This is a genomic window from Streptomyces sp. NPDC030183 (assembly GCF_055573455.1).
On the sequence record NZ_JBVIBK010000023.1, the window covers coordinates 138,282 to 153,847 of the forward strand.

12 protein-coding genes are annotated in these 15,566 nt (G+C 71.6%); 9 read left to right on the forward strand and 3 right to left on the reverse strand.

Annotated features, from left to right (window positions below; genetic code table 11):
* Positions 1–45: 45 nt before the first annotated feature.
* Complete coding sequence (locus tag ACZ4Z2_RS26820; protein WP_468079318.1) at positions 46–705, forward strand: GNAT family N-acetyltransferase; 660 nt, start codon at positions 46–48, stop codon at positions 703–705.
* On the opposite strand, the gene ACZ4Z2_RS26825 is transcribed toward ACZ4Z2_RS26820, so the two are convergent.
* Positions 702–1,457 carry a rhomboid-like protein gene (locus tag ACZ4Z2_RS26825; protein WP_468079319.1) on the reverse strand — a complete coding sequence of 252 codons (756 nt, stop codon included), beginning with the start codon at positions 1,455–1,457 and terminating at the stop codon, positions 702–704. The two genes, ACZ4Z2_RS26820 and ACZ4Z2_RS26825, sit on opposite strands and share 4 nt — an antisense overlap.
* A 430-nt stretch (positions 1,458–1,887) precedes the next feature.
* On the reverse strand, positions 1,888–2,613 hold the full coding sequence (locus tag ACZ4Z2_RS26830) for a TetR/AcrR family transcriptional regulator (RefSeq protein ID WP_468079320.1): 726 nt from the start codon (positions 2,611–2,613) through the stop codon (positions 1,888–1,890).
* A 219-nt stretch (positions 2,614–2,832) separates the two neighbouring features.
* Between ACZ4Z2_RS26830 and ACZ4Z2_RS26835 the strand changes: the two genes are divergently transcribed.
* From ACZ4Z2_RS26835 to ACZ4Z2_RS26860, 6 genes are all read left to right on the forward strand, one after another.
* Positions 2,833–4,572, forward strand: a complete 1,740-nt coding sequence (locus ACZ4Z2_RS26835) for a glycoside hydrolase family 3 protein (RefSeq protein ID WP_468079322.1) — start codon at positions 2,833–2,835, stop codon at positions 4,570–4,572.
* A gap of 102 nt (positions 4,573–4,674) precedes the next feature.
* Complete coding sequence (locus ACZ4Z2_RS26840) at positions 4,675–5,349, forward strand: spermine/spermidine synthase domain-containing protein (RefSeq protein ID WP_468079323.1); 675 nt, start codon at positions 4,675–4,677, stop codon at positions 5,347–5,349.
* Positions 5,350–5,480: 131 nt separating this feature from the next.
* Positions 5,481–6,218: a response regulator transcription factor gene (locus ACZ4Z2_RS26845; protein ID WP_468079324.1), complete on the forward strand. Its 738-nt coding sequence runs from the start codon at positions 5,481–5,483 to the stop codon at positions 6,216–6,218.
* 56 nt (positions 6,219–6,274) lie between these two features.
* Complete coding sequence (locus ACZ4Z2_RS26850) at positions 6,275–7,417, forward strand: HAMP domain-containing sensor histidine kinase (protein ID WP_468079326.1); 1,143 nt, start codon at positions 6,275–6,277, stop codon at positions 7,415–7,417.
* 661 nt (positions 7,418–8,078) lie between these two features.
* On the forward strand, positions 8,079–11,882 hold the full coding sequence (locus tag ACZ4Z2_RS26855; RefSeq protein ID WP_468079327.1) for a multifunctional oxoglutarate decarboxylase/oxoglutarate dehydrogenase thiamine pyrophosphate-binding subunit/dihydrolipoyllysine-residue succinyltransferase subunit: 3,804 nt from the start codon (positions 8,079–8,081) through the stop codon (positions 11,880–11,882).
* Between the two features lie 87 nt (positions 11,883–11,969).
* Positions 11,970–12,149, forward strand: coding sequence for a DUF6104 family protein (locus tag ACZ4Z2_RS26860; RefSeq protein WP_003992906.1), 180 nt, complete (start codon positions 11,970–11,972; stop codon positions 12,147–12,149).
* 98 nt (positions 12,150–12,247) lie between these two features.
* On the opposite strand, the gene ACZ4Z2_RS26865 is transcribed toward ACZ4Z2_RS26860, so the two are convergent.
* The gene (locus ACZ4Z2_RS26865; RefSeq protein ID WP_468079329.1) at positions 12,248–13,099 is read right to left on the reverse strand and encodes a hypothetical protein; all 852 of its coding nucleotides are present in this window, start codon (positions 13,097–13,099) and stop codon (positions 12,248–12,250) included.
* Positions 13,100–13,289: 190 nt separating this feature from the next.
* On the opposite strand from ACZ4Z2_RS26865, the gene ACZ4Z2_RS26870 reads away from it, so the two are divergent.
* Both ACZ4Z2_RS26870 and ACZ4Z2_RS26875 read left to right on the forward strand, forming a co-directional pair.
* Positions 13,290–14,387, forward strand: coding sequence for a DUF4097 family beta strand repeat-containing protein (locus ACZ4Z2_RS26870; protein WP_468079331.1), 1,098 nt, complete (start codon positions 13,290–13,292; stop codon positions 14,385–14,387).
* Position 14,388: 1 nt separating this feature from the next.
* Positions 14,389–15,513, forward strand: coding sequence for a PadR family transcriptional regulator (locus tag ACZ4Z2_RS26875; protein ID WP_468079332.1), 1,125 nt, complete (start codon positions 14,389–14,391; stop codon positions 15,511–15,513).
* Positions 15,514–15,566: the final 53 nt, after the last annotated feature.

Consider the following 15,566-nt stretch of genomic DNA (forward strand, 5'->3'; position numbering starts at 1 on the left):
TGGCATCACCTAACTCCACCCATCCAGATACACGCGGGGGCGACAGTGGACGGAATCGTGCGGGCCTGGGTCGACGGCTGGGTCGTCTCACGCGGGGCGGCGCCTCCGGTGGTGGAGCCCTGGGGCTACACGATCGACAACGGCACGGCCGCTCACGTCACCCGCCATGTCCTCGCGGCGACGCACGACGACGTCGAGGAGGGGACGGTCCGGAAGGTGGCCGACTCGGTCACCGGGTCCGGGGTGTGGCTCAAGGTCTTCGCCGAGGCGTCGAGGGTCGCCCCCTGGCTGGGCGAGAGCTGGTGGGTGGACCCGGAGCCGGGCTGGCTGATGGCCGTACCCCTGAGCGCGCAGGAGCCACCGGCCGCCACCGTCCCGGAGGGCTACCGCCTGCGCACCTGGGCCCGGGGCGGTGTGATCCGCGTGATGGTCGCCGCACCGGACGGCTCCTGGGCCGCGCGCGGACAGATCGCCCCGACCGGGCGGACGGCTGTCGTGGACCAGATCGAGACGTCCGCGTCCCACCGCCGCCGGGGACTCGGCACGCTCGTCATGCGCACCCTGACGCGGGCCGCGCTCGAACAGGGCGCGGAGCTCGGCGTACTGGGCGGCACACCGGAGGGCCGGGCCCTGTACGAGTCCCTGGGCTGGACGACGGTCGCCCCACTGACGACGGCACGGTTCGACGGCCGACCGGCCGCCTAGGCGGCAGCCTTCACCGGGGGCACGGGGTGTGGCCTTCGGGCGTCGCGGGCCGGGGACGGCCGCCGCCACCGTCGTACCACCGGCCAGGTGGCGACCCCGATCGCGAGGGCGATCAGGTGCCCCCAGTTGGTCATCGGGTCCGTGAAGGCGATCAGGTCCTCCACGAGCATCCAGCCGAAGGCGAGCAGCAGCGGCCAGCGCGACCACCACGGCAGCAGGCCCGCCAGCGCGCCCACACTCGCCGCCACGCCGAAGCTGATCCCGTAGTCGAGGCGGTGCAGTGAGCTGCCGGGCAGCCCGCCGGTCAGGACGGTCAGGGCGACCGGGACCTCCGTGGCGAGGGTGGCGAGGACATGGCCCGAGAGGAAGACCGCGGCCGTCCACCGACCGCCGATCCGGCGTTCCAGCGCGGTCAGCACGAGCACGAAGCCCAGCGCGTACGGCGACGCCACCCCGCCGGCGATCCACAGCGCGCTCGCGACCAGCACCGGTACGGGGGCGCCCACGAGATGCGCCACGTCCGTGCTGAACCCCTGGTGGAGGGCGTGGACGAGATCCGGGTCCGCGTACTCGGCGACGGCGGAGGTCACCATCAGCAGGGCCAGGTACCAGAAGGTGAAGGGCGTACCGGAGGGGGTGGGGAGCAGACGCCAGGGACGCGGGAGGCGGGTTCTGCGCTCCCGACCGACCCGACAAGGCGTGACCGTTGATTGCCCCTGGTCGACCCCGAAAGGCCGCGCCGCCCGTTCCACACCGGTCGGGGAACACCCGGTCGACCGCACCTCACCGACCCCGAAAGGCCGGGTCGTCGGCCGTTCCTCGCCGAGCCGGAAAGGGGCAGCCGGTTGTTGGTCGTCGAGTCTGGAAGCGTCGGTTGGTTGTTGCTCGTCCACTCCGGAAGCGCCAGCTGGTAGTTGCTCGTCGAGTCCCGCGGCGTCAGCCGGCCGGCCCCCGCCCGAACCCGAAGGCTCGGCCCTCCCCCTGCCCCGCGGCCGAGTCGTCGTGCCCGGCTGTCGTGGGATTCCGTCCAGGAGCGGCCCGGCGGCCGACGCGGTCACGTCGGTCCGGTTCGGCCCTGCCTCGGTCTCCACGCCATCCAAGATGAAGCGCTCCCTCCGTTTCGCTCCACCATCGGCACCCCGGCACCCCGATGTCTGTGACCTGCGCCACCTTCACCGGGATTCACAGCGAGTCGACAGCCTTTCGCTCTCCTCTCCAGGGCGGATCGGGACCCACTTCCCCCTCCCCCGACAGCCCCCGCGACACCCGCTCCGCGTACACCCGGAACCGTCCCGCCAAGTCGAACTCCTCGGGGGCCAGCACCCATTGGAGCTGAAGTCCGTCCATCACCGCGGCCACCTCCCGCGCGACGGCGTCCGCGTCCGTGTCGGGCCGCAGTTCGCCGTCCCGCGCCGCCCGCCGCAGTACGTCCGACACAACCTCCACCCGCTCCGCGTACCGGCGGGTGAAGTACGCGTGGGCGGGATGCCCGGGGTCACCCGCCTCCGCCGCCAGGACGTCGAACATCCGCGTACGCGCCGGCCGCCCGCTGTTGTGCTCGACGAGCCGCACGAGCGCCGAGAACATCTCCGCGGCCGACTCGAACTCGCGCGTGAAGAACCGCTCCCGGTCGGTCTCGTCGGCGCGTTCCAGCACGTGGATGAGGAGGTCGTCCTTGGAGGGGAAGTGGTGCAGCAGACCGCCCTGGGTGATGCCGGCGTCCTTGGCGATGCGGGCGAGGGAGGAGGCGTGGAAGCCCCACCGGGCGAAGTGGTCGACGGCCGTGTCGAGAATGCGCTGCCGCCGTTCGTCTCCGACGGCGTACGAGCCGCGGGGCGCACGGACGGCGGGCGGCGGCCGTCTGCCGGGTTCCTCGGCAGACCCCCCGGAGCTCCGGTTCCGCGCCATGCGCGCCACACTAGCCCTCCCCCAGCCCAACGACGCGGCAACGCGAACCGCCGGTTACACGAGTCACCGACCCCCGTTCAGCAAGCCGTGCGCCAGGTGATTCTGGCCACGGGGCCAAAACCTAGTACCCACTCGGTATTGCTGCTTCCCTGAAACGGGCCGGCACCGGCCCCGTCGCCCCCCACGCTCCTCCCGTACCCCACGTACAAGGAATGGCGGATGCCCACCCCCGACTACCGCGACCCGAATCGTTCCGTCGACGAACGGGTGGCGGACCTGCTGGCCCGGATGACGCTCGAGGAAAAGGCCGGCCAGCTCTTCCAGGCGACGGTGACGACACTGACGACGCTGACGACGCTGACGACGCTGACGACGCACGAGGACGGCAGGCTCTGCGAGGGAGGCGAGTCCCAGCCGTACGACACCACCGCGCTGGTGACGGACGGTCACCTGACCCACTTCCACCTCGCGGGCGGCTACGGCGTCCGGGAGACGGCGGAGTGGGTCAACCGGCTCCAGGCGCTCGCGTCGGACACCCGGCTCGGCATCCCGGTCACCCTGTCCACCGACCCGCGCCACACGTTCACCGACCAGCCGGGCGCGCCCTTCGCCGCCGCCCCGTTCTCCGCCTGGCCCGCGCCGCCGGGCCTGGCCGCCATCGGTGACACGGAGCTGATGGAACGGTTCGGCGACACCGTCCGCCGGGAGTATCTGTCGCTGGGCTTCCGGGTCGCCACGCACCCGGTACTCCCCGCGGTCCACACGGTCCACACGGTCCACACGGTCCACACGGTCCACTCGGTCCCCGCCCATCACGACCTCGACCCCGCCCTCCGACCAGCCGACCGGCCCGGCACCTTCGGCTCGTCCGCCGACCTGTCGAGCGAACTCGTCCGGGCCTATGTGCGCGGGCTTCAGGGGCCCCGGCTCGGCCCGCGTTCCGTCGCCGCCATGATCACGGCGTTCCCTGGCAGGGACCGCTCCCTCGCCCCGGTCGAGGCGGCCGTCGACGCCGGGTGCTCGCGGCTGATGCCGCACCCCGGCCGACCGGTGGGGACCTCGGACGAGGAGGCGGCGGGCTCCGCGTTCGGCTCCGGGTCCGACTCCGGCCAGGGCACCCCGACTCACCTGCTGCGCGAACGCCTCCGCTTCGACGGCGTCGTCTGCGCCGAGCGCGGACTGCTCACCGGCTCGACCGCCCCGGGCGCGCCGCACGAAAACCCCGGCGGGAGCGCCGGGCGCCTCTCCGTCGCCGGGCGCGCGGCGACGGCCCTGGACGTGGGCGTCGACCAGTTCGTCGGCGAGCGTTGCCCCGAGGTCGTCGTGGAGCTGGTGCGTTCCGGCCGGATCTCCGAGGAGCGCCTCGACGCCTCCGTACGCCGGCTGCTGCGGGAAAAGTTCCTGCTCGGGCTGTTCGAGCGGTGCCACGTCGACCCGGACCGGGCCGAGGAGACCGTCGGCGCGGCCGAGTTCACCGCCCTCGGCGCCACGGCCCAGCGCCGCTCACTCACGGTCCTCACCAACCACTCCCTGCTGCCCCTCACCGACCGCCCGAACCTGTACGTCGACGGCGTGGGCGCCCAAACGGCGTCCCGGTACGGCAATGTCGTCGCCGATCCGGCCCACGCGGACGTGGCCGTACTGCGCCTGCGAACGCCGTACGAGGAACGGCAGCGGGAGGTCCTCGCGCTGCTGGAGGGCGTGCCCACGCTGGTCTGCGTCACCGTCGAACAGCCCGCCGCCCTGCCGGGGATCGCGGCGAAGGCGGGCGCGCTCGTCGCCGACTACGGGGCCTCCGACACGGCGTTGCTCGACGTGGCCTTCGGCCGGGCGCGGGCGGAGGGACGGCTGCCGTTCGAACTCCCGCGCTGCACGGCCTCGGTGGAGACGCCCCGGCCGGACGCGCCGGACGCCGCCGAGGACCCCCTCTTCCCGTTCGGGCACGGTCTGGGGATCTGAACACGCCCCGTCGCGCCGGGTCGACGCTCCGAACACACCAAGGCCCGGCGCAGCGGTCGTAATTCAGCCGCCGTCGCGCGGGGGACGCGTAAAGATGGACGGATGACCACCATCGACGTACCCGAAGTCATCGACCGGCACGAGGGCCCCTACGGCGAGGTCGTCCTGCGGCGGCACGGGGAGCTGTTGCAGATCATCGCCAACGGGTGCTTCCTGATGGACACCTCCGACGGGCGCTCGGAGCGACTGCTGGTCGACGCCGCCCTCGACGCGCTGGCCGGACGTTTTCAGCCGAGCGTGCTCATCGGCGGCCTGGGCGTGGGCTTCTCGCTCGCACACGCCGCAGCGAACCCGAGTTGGGGCGCGATCACCGTCGTGGAACGCGAACCGGCCGTCATCGACTGGCACCGCGCGGGCCCCCTCGCCGAACTGTCCGCGTCCGCCCTCGCGGACCCGCGCACGGAGATCGTCCAAGCCGATCTGGTCGAGTACGTCAATGAGACTTGCGCCACGTTCGACGCGCTCTGCCTGGACATCGACAACGGGCCCGGCTGGACCGTCTCCGACAGCAACGAAAACCTGTACTCACCGGCCGGATTGGCAAGCTGCGCAAGGGTGTTGAACCCCGGCGGGGTGCTGGCCGTGTGGTCGGCACAGCCCTCCCCGGAATTCGAGGAAACCTTGGGGAATGCCGGGTTCCATCAGGTGCGTACCGAAGAGATCCCGGTTGCCCGAGGAGTTCCGGACGTGGTGCACCTCGCGGTCCGACCTGGATAGCCCTGGCGTGGTGACTGCCCGTACCCTGCTTGCCTGGCGCCGATCATTCAAGCGTCAATCGCAGTCATGCGCAGCCATGCGTAGTCAAGGGATCACCCCACGGATTCCGGAAAGCAACTCAGGGGCGGGCGATGGAGCAGACACACACCTCCCACAGCGGCACGACGGCGACCCCGGGCGCACAGCGCCGGGTGCTCGTGGTCGAGGACGACCCGACGATCGTCGACGCCATCGCGGCCCGCCTGCGCGCCGAGGGTTTCGTCGTGCAGACCGCGTCCGACGGGCCCGCGGCCGTGGACACGGCGGAGGCGTGGCAGCCCGACCTGCTGATCCTCGACATCATGCTGCCCGGCTTCGACGGCCTGGAGGTGTGCCGGCGCGTCCAGGCCCAGCGGCCCGTCCCCGTGCTGATGCTCACCGCGCGGGACGACGAGACGGACATGCTGGTCGGACTCGGGGTCGGTGCCGACGACTACATGACCAAGCCGTTCTCCATGCGGGAACTGGCCGCGCGCGTCCATGTGCTGCTGCGTCGCGTGGAGCGGGCCGCGCTGGCCGCCACCACCCCGCGCTCGGGCATCCTGCGCCTCGGCGAGCTGGAGATCGACCACGCGCAGCGCCGTGTCAGGGTGCGCAGCGAGGACGTCCACCTCACCCCCACCGAGTTCGACCTGCTCGTATGTCTCGCGAACACGCCGCGTGCCGTACTCTCGCGCGAACAGCTGCTCGCCGAGGTCTGGGACTGGGCGGACGCGTCCGGGACGCGGACCGTGGACAGCCACATCAAGGCGCTGCGGCGGAAGATCGGCGCGGAGCGGATCCGCACGGTGCACGGTGTCGGGTACGCGCTGGAGACCCCGACTCCCTGAGCCGCGCCCGTACCGCGCGCGTCGGACCTGCGTAGGCACAGGGGGCTGGTGGCGATATGAGCGGAGTCGGTGACCCACGGTCGGGGAACATCGGTGACGCACAGTCACGGAGGGTCGCGGGACCGCTGGGAGGTCTGCGGCCGTTCTCGATCAAGACGAAACTGGGCACGCTCGTCGTCGTCTCCGTCCTGATCACCACCGGTCTGTCGATGATCGCCGTGCACACCAAGACGGAGCTGCGCTTCATCACGGTGTTCTCGATGATCGCCACACTGTTGATCACGCAGTTCGTGGCGCATTCGCTCACCGCCCCACTGGACGAGATGAACGCGGTCGCCCGTTCGATCTCGCGCGGCGACTACACCCGGCGGGTCAGCGAGAACCGCCGGGACGAGCTGGGCGACCTGGCCCACACGATCAATCTGATGGCCGACGAGCTGGAGGCCCAGGACCGGCAGCGCAAGGAGCTTGTGGCGAACGTCTCGCACGAGCTCCGCACCCCCATCGCGGGGCTGCGGGCCGTCCTGGAGAACATCGTGGACGGCATCGCGACCGCCGACCCCGAGACGATGCGTACGGCGCTGAAGCAGACGGAGCGGCTGGGCCGGCTGGTCGAGACGCTGCTCGACCTCTCCCGCCTCGACCATGGCGTCGTCCCGCTCCGCAAACGCCGTTTCGAGGTGTGGCCGTACCTGTCCGGGGTCCTCAAGGAGACCCAGATGGTCGCCAGCGCGCGCGGGGGCATGGCCTCCGGCTCCGGCAGCCACACCCGCAAGGACGTCCACCTCCACCTCGACGTCCATCCCCCGGAGCTGACCGCGCACGCGGACCCCGAGCGCATCCACCAGGTGGTCGCCAACCTCATCGACAACGCGGTCAAGCACAGCCCTCCGCACGGTCGTGTCACCGTGCGGGCCCGCCGGGGGCCCACGCCGGAGTCGCTGGACCTCGAAGTGCTGGACGAGGGTCCCGGCATCCCCGAGTCGGAGTGGCACCGGGTCTTCGAACGCTTCAACCGGGGTGCGGTGAGCCGCCCCCACGGCCCCGGCAGCGACGGCGGCACCGGCCTCGGCCTCGCCATCGCCCGCTGGGCCGTCGACCTCCACGGCGGCCGCATCGGGGTCGCCGAGTCTCCCAAGGGCTGCCGCATCCAGGTGGCCCTGCCGGGAGCACCCCCCACCCGCTCACCCCAGCCGTAGGGCTCCGCCGCGGCGGAGTTCACGGGTTGCGGTGGTCGGCCCCCTCCGGCGCAGCCGTGGTCGCTCGCGAGTCCTCCGCGGCCCTCGCGGACATGGGGCGCGCTCGGTGCCTTCCAGGTCAGGGGCGCGGGGAACTGTGCGGGGAACTGTGCGACGAGTTCCAGGGGCGCGGGGAGCTGCGCGACAAGCCACAGCGCACCCGCAGGACACACACGCACCGTCGGCCCCAGCGTCGCGGGGCCCGGGGCGGCGGCCCCGAAGTCGGTACCCACCAGACCGTGGCCGAATCCCCTCCCCCTTGCCAGATTTCGCTCATCCTCCCAGGGCTTACATCTCTGCCAAGTTGACGTAAAGTTCGAACCGGAGCCACAAGATCCACGTTCGATCCGCGCCGGCGGACACGTGTGATCAGGTGCGTTCACGGAGCGGGCCGCGCGTTCATCGCCGCAGGCCCCGGCCGACGCATGCCCGATCGGCGCTCACCTCACCCTTTCCGGACCGGAACCCCGCTTGTTTCCCGCCATTTCCAGCCCCGAAACACGCGCTCCGATGTGACTTACGCGACGATGAAGGGGCTCGACCTGACCTTCCCGGCCACGGAGGCGTAGCCTTTATTCCCGCTGTCCATCACCTTGTGAAGCGGAAGAGGGCGGTTGCCGCCGTGTCGCCACAGTCCCCCAGTAACTCGAGCATCTCGACCGACGCAGACCAAGCGGGTAAGAACCCCGCCGCGGCCTTCGGTCCGAACGAGTGGCTCGTCGACGAGATCTATCAGCAGTACCTCCAGGACCCGAATTCGGTAGACCGAGCCTGGTGGGACTTCTTCGCCGACTACAAGCCGGGGGCCGCCGCCGCCTCGGCTCCGGCGGGTACTGCGGCGAAGGGGGCCCCGGCGACCACCACGCCCGCGGCGCCCACCGCCCCGGCCCAGGCCGCTCCCGCGGCTCCGGCCGCGCCCACTCCGGCCGCTCCGAAGCCCGCCGCCGCTGCCCCGGCCCCGGCCGCCGCGAAGCCCGCGGCCGCCACGCCGGCGAAGGCGGCCGCCGCCCCCGCGAAGCAGGCCGCACCGGCCGCTCCCGCCGAGGGCCCGGAGCTGATCACGCTGCGCGGCCCCGCCGCCGCCGTCGCGAAGAACATGAACGCCTCCCTGGAGCTGCCCACGGCCACGTCCGTGCGCGCGGTCCCGGTGAAGCTGCTGTTCGACAACCGCATCGTCATCAACAACCACCTGAAGCGCGCCCGGGGCGGGAAGATCTCCTTCACGCACCTGATCGGCTACGCGATGGTGCAGGCCATCAAGGCGATGCCGTCGATGAACTGGTCCTTCGGTGAGAAGGACGGCAAGCCGACCCTCATCAAGCCGCCGCACGTCAACCTCGGTCTCGCCATCGACCTGGTCAAGCCGAACGGCGACCGCCAGCTCGTCGTCGCGGCGATCAAGAAGGCCGAGACGCTGAACTTCTTCGAGTTCTGGCAGGCCTACGAGGACATCGTCCGCCGCGCCCGCGACGGCAAGCTGACGATGGACGACTTCACCGGCGTCACGGTCTCCCTGACCAACCCCGGCGGCCTCGGCACCGTCCACTCCGTGCCGCGTCTGATGCCCGGCCAGTCCGTGATCATGGGCGTCGGCTCCATGGACTACCCGGCCGAGTTCCAGGGCACCAGCCAGGACACCCTGAACAAGCTCGGCATCTCGAAGGTCATGACGCTCACGTCGACCTACGACCACCGGGTGATCCAGGGCGCCGCCTCCGGCGAGTTCCTCCGCCAGGTCGCGAACCTGCTGCTCGGCGAGAACGGCTTCTACGACGACATCTTCGAGGCCCTGCGCATCCCCTACGAGCCGGTCCGCTGGCTCAAGGACATCGACGCCAGCCACGACGACGACGTCACCAAGGCCGCCCGCGTCTTCGAGCTGATCCACTCCTACCGGGTCCGCGGCCACGTCATGGCCGACACCGACCCGCTGGAGTACCGCCAGCGCAAGCACCCCGACCTCGACATCACCGAGCACGGGCTCACCCTGTGGGACCTGGAGCGCGAGTTCGCGGTCGGCGGCTTCGCCGGCAAGTCCCTGATGAAGCTCCGCGACATCCTCGGCGTCCTGCGCGACTCGTACTGCCGTACGACCGGCATCGAGTTCATGCACATCCAGGACCCGAAGCAGCGCAAGTGGATCCAGGACCGCATCGAGCGCCCGCACACCAAGCCGGAGCGCGAGGAGCAGCTGCGCATCCTGCGCCGGCTGAACGCGGCGGAGGCGTTCGAGACCTTCCTGCAGACGAAGTACGTCGGCCAGAAGCGCTTCTCCCTGGAGGGCGGCGAGTCCGTCATCCCGCTGCTCGACGCGGTCATCGACAGCGCGGCCGAGTCCCGCCTGGACGAGGTCGTCATCGGTATGGCCCACCGCGGCCGCCTGAACGTCCTCGCCAACATCGTCGGCAAGTCGTACGCGCAGATCTTCCGCGAGTTCGAGGGCAACCTCGACCCGAAGTCGATGCACGGCTCCGGCGACGTGAAGTACCACCTGGGCGCCGAGGGCACCTTCACCGGCCTCGACGGCGAGCAGATCAAGGTCTCCCTGGTCGCGAACCCCTCGCACCTGGAGGCGGTGGACCCGGTCCTGGAAGGCGTCGCCCGCGCCAAGCAGGACATCATCAACAAGGGCGGCACTGACTTCACCGTCCTGCCGGTGGCCCTCCACGGCGACGCGGCCTTCGCGGGCCAGGGCGTGGTGGCCGAGACCCTGAACATGTCGCAGCTGCGCGGCTACCGCACCGGCGGCACGGTCCACATCGTCATCAACAACCAGGTCGGCTTCACCGCGGCCCCCGAGTCCTCCCGCTCGTCGATGTACGCGACGGACGTGGCCAGGATGATCGAGGCCCCGATCTTCCACGTGAACGGCGACGACCCGGAGGCCGTGGTCCGCGTCGCGCGGCTCGCCTTCGAGTTCCGCCAGGCGTTCAACAAGGACGTGGTGATCGACCTCATCTGCTACCGCCGCCGCGGACACAACGAGTCGGACAACCCGGCCTTCACCCAGCCGCTGATGTACGACCTGATCGACAAGAAGCGCTCGGTGCGCAAGCTCTACACCGAGTCCCTCATCGGTCGCGGCGACATCACCCTGGAAGAGGCCGAGCAGGCCCTGCAGGACTACCAGGGCCAGCTGGAGAAGGTCTTCACCGAGGTCCGCGAGGCCACGTCGCAGCCGGCGTCCGCCCCGTCCCACGACCCGCAGGACGGCTTCCCCGTCTCGGTGAACACCTCGGTCACGGCCGAGGTCGTCAAGCGCATCGCCGAGTCCCAGGTCAACGTCCCGGACCACATCACCGCCCACCCGCGTCTGCTTCCGCAGCTCCAGCGCCGGGCGTCGATGGTCGAGGACGGCACGATCGACTGGGGCATGGGCGAGACCCTCGCGATCGGCTCCCTCCTGCTTGAGGGCACCCCGGTCCGCCTCGCCGGCCAGGACTCGCAGCGCGGCACCTTCGGCCAGCGTCACGCGGTGATCATCGACCGTGAGACGGGCGAGGAGTTCACGCCGCTGATGTACCTCTCCGAGGACCAGGCGCGCCTGAACGTCTACAACTCGCTCCTGTCCGAGTACGCGGCGATGGGCTTCGAGTACGGCTACTCGCTGGCCCGCCCCGACGCGCTCGTGATGTGGGAGGCGCAGTTCGGCGACTTCGTCAACGGCGCCCAGACGGTCGTGGACGAGTTCATCTCCTCGGCCGAGCAGAAGTGGGCGCAGACCTCCGGCGTCGTCCTGCTCCTCCCGCACGGCTACGAGGGCCAGGGCCCGGACCACTCCTCGGCCCGCCCGGAGCGGTTCCTGCAGCTCTGCGCGCAGAACAACATGACGGTCGCCATGCCGACCCTGCCGTCGAACTACTTCCACCTCCTGCGGTGGCAGGTGCACAACCCGCACCACAAGCCGCTGGTGGTCTTCACCCCGAAGTCGATGCTGCGCCTGAAGGCCGCCGCGTCGAAGGCGGAGGAGTTCACGACGGGCGAGTTCCGCCCGGTCATCGGCGACGACTCGGTCGACCCGGCCGCCGTCAAGAAGGTCGTGTTCTGCGCCGGCAAGGTCTACTACGACCTGGAGGCCGAGCGGCAGAAGCGCGGCGCCACGGACCCGGCGGCCGCCGAGACGGCGATCATCCGCCTCGAGCGCCTCTACCCGCTGCCGGGTGCCGAGGTCCAGGCGGAGATCAAGAAGTACCCGAACGCCGAGAAGTACCTGTGGGCCCAGGAGGAGCCGGCGAACCAGGGCGCGTGGCCCTTCATCGCCCTCAACCTGATCGACCACCTGGACCTGGCGGTCGGCGCCGACGTCCCGCACGGCGAGCGGCTGCGCCGCATCTCCCGCCCGCACAGCTCGTCCCCCGCCGTGGGTTCGGCCAAGCGGCACCAGGCGGAGCAGGAGCAGCTGGTGCGTGAGGTGTTCGAGGCGTAAGCACCCTCGACGGCATCCGTACGCGGCCGGGCCGCATCCCTTCCGAGGGGTGCGGCCCGGCCGTTTTCCCGCACTTATCCTTGACCCATGTACTTCACGGACCGTGGCATCGAGGAACTGGAGAAGCGGCGCGGCGAGGAGGAGGTCACCTTCGAGTGGCTCGCCGAGCAGCTGCGGACCTTCGTCGATCTGAACCCGGACTTCGAGGTGCCGGTCGAGCGGCTGGCGACCTGGCTGGCACGGCTCGACGACGAGGACGACGAGTAGGCCGCGGCCGGTCAGTCGCGGGGGCGGGGGCAGTCGCGGGGCGGGGGTCAGTCGCGGGGCGGGGGTCAGTCGCGGGGCCGGGGTCAGCGCGGGCGGGATCAGTCGCGGGGGCGGGCAAGGTCGTACATCAGGCCGAGGGCGCCGTGGGCGACCAGGAGGGCGCCCGCCATGGTCCAGCCGCCGCTGCGGCGGCGCAGGCCCCAGGCCGTCAGGGGCAGGCCCGCGAGGAGCTGCGCGGTGGCGAGGGCGCGGGCCCGTGATGTGCCCGCCCAGGGCAGCCAGGGGCCCAGACGGCCGCGTTCGAGCGCGTCGAGTTCCATGCGGACGGCTCCGCGCCAGCCGGCCCATTCGATGCGCTGGGCATCGGGCTGGACGCGGGCGACCTCCCGGAGACGGTCGGCGGGTTCGCCCGGTGTGAGACCGGCCGGAAGGACCAGACCGGCACGGGCCAGAACGGCGAGAAGGCCCAGCATGCGGGTCCGGGCGTCCGCCGACGGGTCCGCTTCGGTGAGGTCGTACAGGGGTTGCGCGTCGAGGACGGGGTCCAGGCCCAGCCGCGCGGCGAACGTCCGCATCGCCTCGTCCTCGCCGACCGGGGTGCCGTTCGTGAGCCAGACGTAGCCGACGGTGCGGCGGAAACCGGCGGCCAGGGTGTAGCCGCTGCGGTCCGCGTCCCACCAGAGGGCCAGGACGGGCCAGGGAGCGCCGACGGCGAGCGCGGTGGCCCAGCCGGTCAGGACGCGGTCGACGGGCTCTCCTCCCTGCAGCCAGGGCTTGCCCTCGGGCACGAGGGCGCTCCACTCCGGACCGGCCGACGTGAGCAGCATCCGCTCCCCGAGCAACTGGGCGACGGGTGCGACGGATTCCCGGTCCGCACGGCAGAGCAGCAGGGCGCCGACTGCGGGCGCGGGTCGGGGGCGCGGGGATCCCGGCGTGCTTTCCGTCGACATGCCCCCACGCTAGGGCGATTTGTCCGCGTTCATCCTGCGGGATCACCAGAACGGGTGTCTTGACTTCCCGCGAGCGCGATATATCGTGATTTACGCGAGACGCGATATGGCGCGTCAAACACCACTGGTCGGTCTGCCATGAGGTCAGGCCGGTCGGTCACACGGTCGGCTCGTCATTGGGGGTCAGCACATGTCCGAGTGGTCCGTCGCCGAGCCACGGAAGCTCACCTTCGACGAACCGGTGACGGCGCTCCAGGTACGCGTCGTCAACGGAACGGTGAACGTCGTGGGCACCGACGAGAGTTCCGCCCGTCTGGAGGTGTCGGACCTGGAGGGCCCGCCCCTGACGGTGACGCAGAAGGACGGCACGCTGACCGTGGCGTACGACGACGTGCCGTGGAAGGGCTTCCTGAAGTGGCTCGACCGCAAGGGCTGGCGCCGCACCGCGCTGGTCTCCCTCGCCGTTCCGGCGGGCACACGCGTGGAGGTGGGCGCGGTCGGCGCCACGGCCGTCATCTCGGGGGTGGAGGGGCGTACGGAGGTGAAGGGCATCTCGGGCGACACCACCCTGGTCGGCCTGTCGGGCCCGGTCCGGGCGACGACGGTCTCGGGGAACGTGGAGGCGCAGGCCCTCACCGGGGATCTCCGGCTGAGCTCCGTCTCCGGTGACCTGACGGTCATCGAGGGGTCCTGCCCCACCCTCAAGGCCGACTCGGTGAGCGGCTCGATCATCCTCGACCTCGACCCTGCGGGCGGCGGCCCGAGCGATGTCGGCCTCACCAGCGTCTCGGGCGAGATCGCCATCCGTCTCCCCCACCCCGCCGACGCCGAGATCGAGGCCAACACCGCCAGCGGCACCATCTCCAACGCCTTCGATGACCTCCGCGTCAGCGGTCCCTGGGGCGCCCACAAGATCACCGGCCGCCTCGGCAGGGGGAACGGCCGGCTCAGGGCCACGACGATCTCCGGTTCCATCGCCCTCCTGCGCCGGCCCCCGGCCGAGGACGAGCCCTGGGACGACGGCGAGGACACCGACGGGACGGGCGGCCCGTCCGGTGCCACCGGCGCCGGTGACGACATGACGCCGGCCGTCGGCGCGTCGCCCGGCGAGGCCACGCCGGACACCCCGCCGGACAAGCGGTCCGATGCCATGACCGACAATGCGACCGCCGACACCGCCGAGCCGTCCGACGGCCTCACCGGCTCCTCGCCCGGCTCGCCCGGCTCCTCGTCCGGCGGCCAGGCGGACGGCACGAGCCCCAGCACGACCGACAAGAAGGTGCTCTGACATGCCCCCCGTCTTCGCCCACGGACGCCTGCGGTTGTATCTGCTGAAGCTGCTGGACGAGGCGCCACGCCATGGCTACGAGGTGATCCGGCTCCTGGAGGAGCGCTTCCAGGGCCTGTACGCGCCCTCCGCCGGCACCGTCTACCCCCGCCTCGCCAAGCTGGAGGCGGAGGGCCTGGTCACCCACACCACCGAGGGCGGCCGGAAGGTGTACGCGATCACGGACGCGGGCCGCGCCGAACTGGCCGACCGCAGCGGAGAACTGGCCGACCTGGAGCTGGAGATCCGCGAGTCGGTGGCGGAGCTGGCCGCCGAGATCCGGGCCGATGTGCGGGGCGCGGCGGGCGACCTGCGCCGCGAGATGCGGGCGGCGGCCTCCGCGGCCCGCAGGAGCCCGGGGGCCGGCACCGGGGAGCAGGGGCCGCTCGGCGAGTTCGGGGAGCCGGCCGACAAGGAGGCGTGGCGCGTGGCGAAGGAGGAGATGCGCCGCGTCAAGCAGGAGTGGAAGGAGCAGGCCCGGCGCGCCAAGGACGAGAGCCGCCGCGCCCGCGAGGAGGCCCAGCGGGCCCGCCGCCAGGCCAAGGAGGCACAGGAGCGGGCCCGCACCCAGGCCCAGGAGGAGCTTCAGCGCATCGCCAAACGGGTCCAGGAGCACGTCCAGGACCACTTCTCCCGCGGCGACTGGCCGACCGGGGTGCGCGAGGGACTGACGGAACTGGCCAAGGAGTTCGGCGAGTTCGGGAAGGACTTCGGGAAGGAGTTCGGCAAGGACCTCGGCTTCGGACGCCCGGGCGCGGAGTCCGGTCCGGGCACGACGGGTGCGACGGGCGCGGGCGCCGCGGGCGGGGCGCGGCCCGGCACCGGCACGGGCACCGGCGCCTGGGAACCGGACTACTCGGCCACTCCCGAGGACTTTCCGGGCACCTATGAACCCGCCTGGGTGCACGAGGCCCCGACGGGCGACCCGGCCCGCGACCTCGACCGGCTCCTGGACCGCTTCCGCGACGACATCCGCGACGCCGCCCGCGACCACGGGGTGACCGAGGACCAACTCCGCGACGCCCGACGCCACCTGTCGACGGCGGCGGCCCACATCGGAGCGGCACTGCGGGCGGCGAAGGGCTGAGCGGGAGCAGGCAGAGGACACATGGAGGGCTGAGGAAGGGCCGAGAAGCGGCG

What these genes read in the sequence shown, in the direction of transcription:
- ACZ4Z2_RS26830 (WP_468079320.1), bottom strand. Translation starts at nt 2,613, where the DNA reads ATGGCGCGGAACCGGAGCTCCGGGGGGTCTGCCGAGGAACCCGGCAGA.
- ACZ4Z2_RS26835 (WP_468079322.1), top strand. Translation starts at nt 2,833, where the DNA reads ATGCCCACCCCCGACTACCGCGACCCGAATCGTTCCGTCGACGAACGG.
- ACZ4Z2_RS26840 (WP_468079323.1), top strand. Translation starts at nt 4,675, where the DNA reads ATGACCACCATCGACGTACCCGAAGTCATCGACCGGCACGAGGGCCCC.
- ACZ4Z2_RS26845 (WP_468079324.1), top strand. Translation starts at nt 5,481, where the DNA reads ATGGAGCAGACACACACCTCCCACAGCGGCACGACGGCGACCCCGGGC.
- ACZ4Z2_RS26850 (WP_468079326.1), top strand. Translation starts at nt 6,275, where the DNA reads ATGAGCGGAGTCGGTGACCCACGGTCGGGGAACATCGGTGACGCACAG.
- ACZ4Z2_RS26860 (WP_003992906.1), top strand. Translation starts at nt 11,970, where the DNA reads ATGTACTTCACGGACCGTGGCATCGAGGAACTGGAGAAGCGGCGCGGC.
- ACZ4Z2_RS26865 (WP_468079329.1), bottom strand. Translation starts at nt 13,099, where the DNA reads ATGTCGACGGAAAGCACGCCGGGATCCCCGCGCCCCCGACCCGCGCCC.
- ACZ4Z2_RS26870 (WP_468079331.1), top strand. Translation starts at nt 13,290, where the DNA reads ATGTCCGAGTGGTCCGTCGCCGAGCCACGGAAGCTCACCTTCGACGAA.
- ACZ4Z2_RS26875 (WP_468079332.1), top strand. Translation starts at nt 14,389, where the DNA reads ATGCCCCCCGTCTTCGCCCACGGACGCCTGCGGTTGTATCTGCTGAAG.